This window comes from uncultured Eudoraea sp., from assembly GCF_947258525.1.
Taxonomy (GTDB): domain Bacteria; phylum Bacteroidota; class Bacteroidia; order Flavobacteriales; family Flavobacteriaceae; genus Eudoraea.
This window is the reverse complement of record NZ_CAMYIP010000230.1, coordinates 1-5007: the sequence shown is the minus strand read 5'-3', so window position 1 is coordinate 5007 and position 5007 is coordinate 1. Positions and strand designations below refer to the sequence as shown.

Sequence of the window (5007 nt, the reverse complement as noted above, 5' to 3'; positions counted from 1 at the left end):
GGATTTCCATTGCCATCCGGAGGTGAAGAAGAATCTTCAATTTTAAAGCGTATTGGTGTACCAACCCGCGGAGACCATACTTTAATGGCAATTGTTGTGCCACCGGACCAATCAATAGGTCCTGCTAAAGGAATAGAGGCCCCTGCAAAGGTCTGAGCACCTGCTAATTTATCGATCTCTAGAACTTTGGCACTTGTGTTAATACCACTAGCATCCGGATTATCTATTATCTGAGCCGGTATTGGCCCAAAATCCGAAGCACCAAAACCATTAATTACATAATTTATAGTAGTCGATTCAAAATCTATTGGTATCTCCGGTGCTGCTCCAATTCCACCGGTACCTGCAATAATCACATCATCAAAGTAGAACGATTCACCCTGTCCATTGCTTCCAAAATCCGGAAATATAATTGACGTATCAAAAGAGATACTTGTATTGAAAGCACCGGCCACAGGAGCTGTCATATCAAATAACAACTCTTCCCAGCCAGAGGCCACCGTACTGTTCACTTCTACTTCCGCAAAGACCGTAGGATTTCCATTGCCATCCGGAGGTGACGAAGAATCTTCAATTTTAAAGCGTATTGGTGTACCAACCCGTGGAGACCATACTTTAATGGCAATTGTGGTACCGCCAGACCAATCAATAGCTCCTGCTAAAGGAATAGAGGCCCCTGCAAAGGTTTGAGCACCTGCTAACTTATCGATCTCTAGAACTTTGGCACTTGTGTTAATACCACTAGCATCCGGATTATCTATTATCTGAGCAGGTATTGGTCCAAAATCCGAAGCACCAAAACCGTTAATTACATAATTTATAGTAGTCGATTCAAAATCTATTGGTATCTCCGGTGCTGCCCCAACTCCACCGGTACCTGCGATCGCTACATCATCAAAATAGAATAATTCACCCTGACCAGTGCTTCCAAAATCCGGAAATATAATTGACGAATCAAACGAAATACTTGTATCGAATGCACCTGCCACAGGAGCTGTCATATCAAATAACAATTCTTCCCAGCCAGAGGCCACTGTACTATTCACTTCTACTTCGGCAAAGACCGTTGGATTTCCATTGCCATCCGGAGGTGAAGAAGAATCTTCAATTTTAAAGCGTATTGGTGTACCAACCCGCGGAGACCATACTTTAATGGCAATTGTTGTACCACCAGACCAATCAATAGCTCCTGCTAAAGGAATTGCGGCCCCTGCAAAGGTTTGAGCATCTGCTAATTTATTGATCTCTAGAACTTTGGCGCTTGTGTTAATACCACTCGCATCCGGATTATCTATAATCTGAGCAGGTATTGGCCCAAAATCCGAAGCTCCAAAACCGTTAATCACATAATTTACCGTTGCATCTTCAAAAGTAATAGGCAATTCTACGGGTTCTGTAGCACCAGATATGGTAATAACCTCTGATAATTCTACAGTGGCCGATCCTGCCCCCCTGGCTACAACTCTGACTGTATAGTCCCCAATCTCGTCATAGACATAGGTAGCACTTTCGCCTGCCATTATAGTCGTAGGCTCTTCATTTTCAACATCTCCAAAATAAATATCAAAGACCGTTGCATTCGTTGCTGTTGGCGCCACAGATATCTCAAAAGGATTGGTTTCTGAAGCAGTGATATTCAATTCCAAATCAGTTGGAGCAGCAAATGAAATGGTTACTATCCGGCTTAACTCACTTTTTAACCCTGTTAATCCAACCGCAACAATTCTTAAAGTAAATTCCCCTTCTGCATATACATGAATTGCGGTTTCACCGAGGGCTACCAGTGTAGGTTCCTCATTTTCCACATCCCCGAAATAAACCTCAAAAGAAGATGCTCCAACTGCAGATGGCGTAACACTTACTTCACCAGATTCGTCCTGCGCTATATTAAATTCTGCACTAACATCTGTAGGTGCGGATATTTGCTGCAATGCATAAGAAGTCTCCTTCTTTGTGCACGCATTAAATAAGTTGATTACTAAAAATAGTACCGATAATTGCTTTATAATTTTCATTTGTTCAAAGTTTATTTTTTATTAATAACCCGGATTTTGTGCCCACCGGTTACCAGCCAATTCTATTTCAATAGAAGGAATTGGGAACAATTCATTTTTCCCGGAAGTAAATCCATCTATTTCCTGAGCCGCCCGGCCGGTTCTTACCAAATCAAAAAAATGATGGCCTTCACCTACCAGTTCAACCCTTCTTTCTTTATATATTGCTGTTGTTAATGAACTTCCTGTGTCAGTTACATTAGCTAAACCAGCCCTGTTCCTTACCCTGTTCAGATATTGTTGAGCCTTATTTTCGTCTATACCACCCCTATTATTGGCTTCTGCCGCCATCAGCAGGACATCTGCAAAACGAATGGCTCTGTAATTATTAGGATTCGTAAGATTAGCATCGCCGGTATTTAAATCCCCTAATCTGGGTATATACTTTCTATTGTAATATCCTGTATGCTCAAATCCTTCCGTATAAGATACTCCGGGATTTTCAGCAGCCCATGCTTCAATATCTAAAATGGCCACATCTTTTCTTAGATCTCCGGCTTCGAACTCATCTACAACTTCCTGTCGTGGAACGTTAAAACTAAAGCCAGATTCAAACTCAGGTCCGGTGTAGTTTCTGATACCGTTAAAACCTACAGCCACATTACCCTCACTACATTGAAGGCAACCAAATCCTGCTCCTTCTTTATCCGTATATTGTACTTCAAAGACAGATTCAATATTATTCTCATTGTCATTTTCGAACATTGTACTGTAATCTGCCAGCAAATCATAAGGCCCGTTATTTATTACATCCTCCAGCACAGCAGCAGCTTCTGAAAACTTATCCTGATATAGATAAACCTTTCCTAAAAGAGCCTGCGCAGCTCCTTTTGTTACTCTGCCTATTTCGCTTTGTGTATCAGGAAGATTTGCCGCTGCAAATATTAAATCCTGTTCAATCTGGGCATAAACCTCTGCCTTAGGTGTTCTGTCAACTACATCCTGGTCTCCAAAAAGTAACCTTTGATCCACGGCAAGCGGAACATCTCCAAACCACTTAACCAATTCAAAATAATAGTACGCCCTAAGGAAAGTAGCTTCTGCAATAATTACATTTCTATTAGGGAACTCCGTTTTATCTTTAAACTCCAAAATATAATTGGCTCTGTTTACGCCTGCAAACATCCAACTCCAAATATCTCTTAATTGCTGATTTACCGGGGTATGGGTCATTTTATCTACTTCCTGTATACCGGGTACATCTGTAGCACTTTCGCCACCGGCAACCGTATTATCTGAAGCAATTTCACCTAACAAAACATTTAAGTAGCTGGACTGCAGTAAATCATAGGCCCCAATAAGAGCATCCTCATAGTCTGCCTGTGAGTTAAAGAAATTTTCAGAGTCTTCATTAAATGAATCTATATCGACGAAGCTATCACTACAAGAGAATAATACAAAAGCAGAAATAAAGGCGATCAATGAATATTTAGTCATGTTATTTTTCATCTTTATTACTTTTAAAATTGAAAATTAAGTCCTAATAAAAAAGTTCTGGGCACCGGATAAAACCCCTGATCTATTCCAGCGCCTATAGGAGCCCCGGAAGAGGCACTTGGGTCATACCCTTTATATTTGGTTAAGGTAAAAAGGTTGTTTACCGAAATATAAAAACGAAGTTTGTCTATCCCTGCTTTTTCAACTACGCTAACAGGCAAGGTATATCCTAGTTGCGCATTTTGCAATCTTACAAATGAACCATCTTCCACATAGAAATCTGAAAATAGTGTATTTTGGGTAGCTCCTGTGGTCACTCGTGGAAAAGAATTGGTAGATCCTTCTCCTGTCCACCTGTTCAGGGTATATACCGATTTGTTTACCAGAGGCTGATTTCGCTCATAATTCCTTACAATATCATTCCCTATTGAAGCAAAGGCATAAGCGGTAAAATCAAAGTCTTTATATTTAGCCGAAAAATTTAAGCCCATCGTTGCATTTGGTATCGGGTTACCTAGATCCGTTCTGTCATCTGAATCTATTTCACCATCCCCATTAATATCCACAAATCTTAAATCACCCGGTGCCGCATCCACCTGAGTGGCATGAGCATCTACTTCTGCCTGATTCTGAAAAATACCGTCAGTTTGCAAGCCGTAGAAATATCCGATAGGCTTACCACTTTCCATTCTTGATGGGGGTTCCTGACCCACGCCAAACGATCCGGCTGCAATAAATCCAACGCCATTATTAACAGAGACTACTTTGTTATTTAAAAAGGTAACATTATAATTTATTCCAAAGGTGAAGTCGTTCGCAGAGTTATTGCTATAACCTGCAGCAAATTCAAATCCACTGTTATCAACTATACCAGCATTTACAACCGGTGGCTGAGACCCTGGAGCAGTGGCTCCCAAAATACCTGAAACCGGAGGTTGCAATAAGAGTCCATCTGTTCTTTTATTGAAATAATCTGCTGTGATATCTACCCTATTATCAAATAATCTCATGTCTACACCTACATCCAAGGTTTTCTGTTGTTCCCATTGAATTTCGGGATTTGAAAGTACCCCTATTGCCTTTCCAAAAACCAGTTCGTTGGAGAATACGTAAGTGGCCTCACCGGATAAAACCGATCTAAAAGCATTACTGGGTATTCTGTCATTTCCAACTATACCATAACTTCCCCTTAGTTTCAAGAAGTTAATTACCTTACTTTCTTCCAGAAAGTTTTCATCTGAAGCTACCCATCCAACGGAACCTGAAGGAAAATAACCAAATCTATTATTGGGTCCAAACTTAGAAGATCCATCCCTTCTTATAATAGCCGAAATAAGGTATTTGCCTTTATAGTTGTATTGACCTCTTAGGAAGTATGATAATAGCCTGTCCCTAAACTCACCACTTAACCCGCTATCCTTTAAGCCATTCTGCTGATCTACTGTATCTTCTATTCTAGCAGATGCAAAATCCACATCCGTTTCAAAAAATCCTTGTGTAGTTCCTGAGAATATGC

The 5007-nt window shown here is 40.5% G+C and carries 3 protein-coding genes; all 3 read right to left on the bottom strand.

Going from position 1 to position 5007, the window contains the following annotated elements; all coding sequences use genetic code 11:
* Positions 1–2015 (bottom strand): hypothetical protein (locus Q0X89_RS17690; RefSeq protein ID WP_297696667.1); only part of this gene is annotated, 2015 nt, incomplete at its 3' end.
* A gap of 21 nt (positions 2016–2036) precedes the next feature.
* Positions 2037–3503: a RagB/SusD family nutrient uptake outer membrane protein gene (locus Q0X89_RS17685; RefSeq protein WP_297696665.1), complete on the bottom strand. Its 1467-nt coding sequence runs from the start codon at positions 3501–3503 to the stop codon at positions 2037–2039.
* Positions 3504–3514: 11 nt separating this feature from the next.
* The coding region (locus tag Q0X89_RS17680; RefSeq protein WP_297696663.1) for a SusC/RagA family TonB-linked outer membrane protein at positions 3515–5007 on the bottom strand (1493 nt) is incomplete at its 5' end.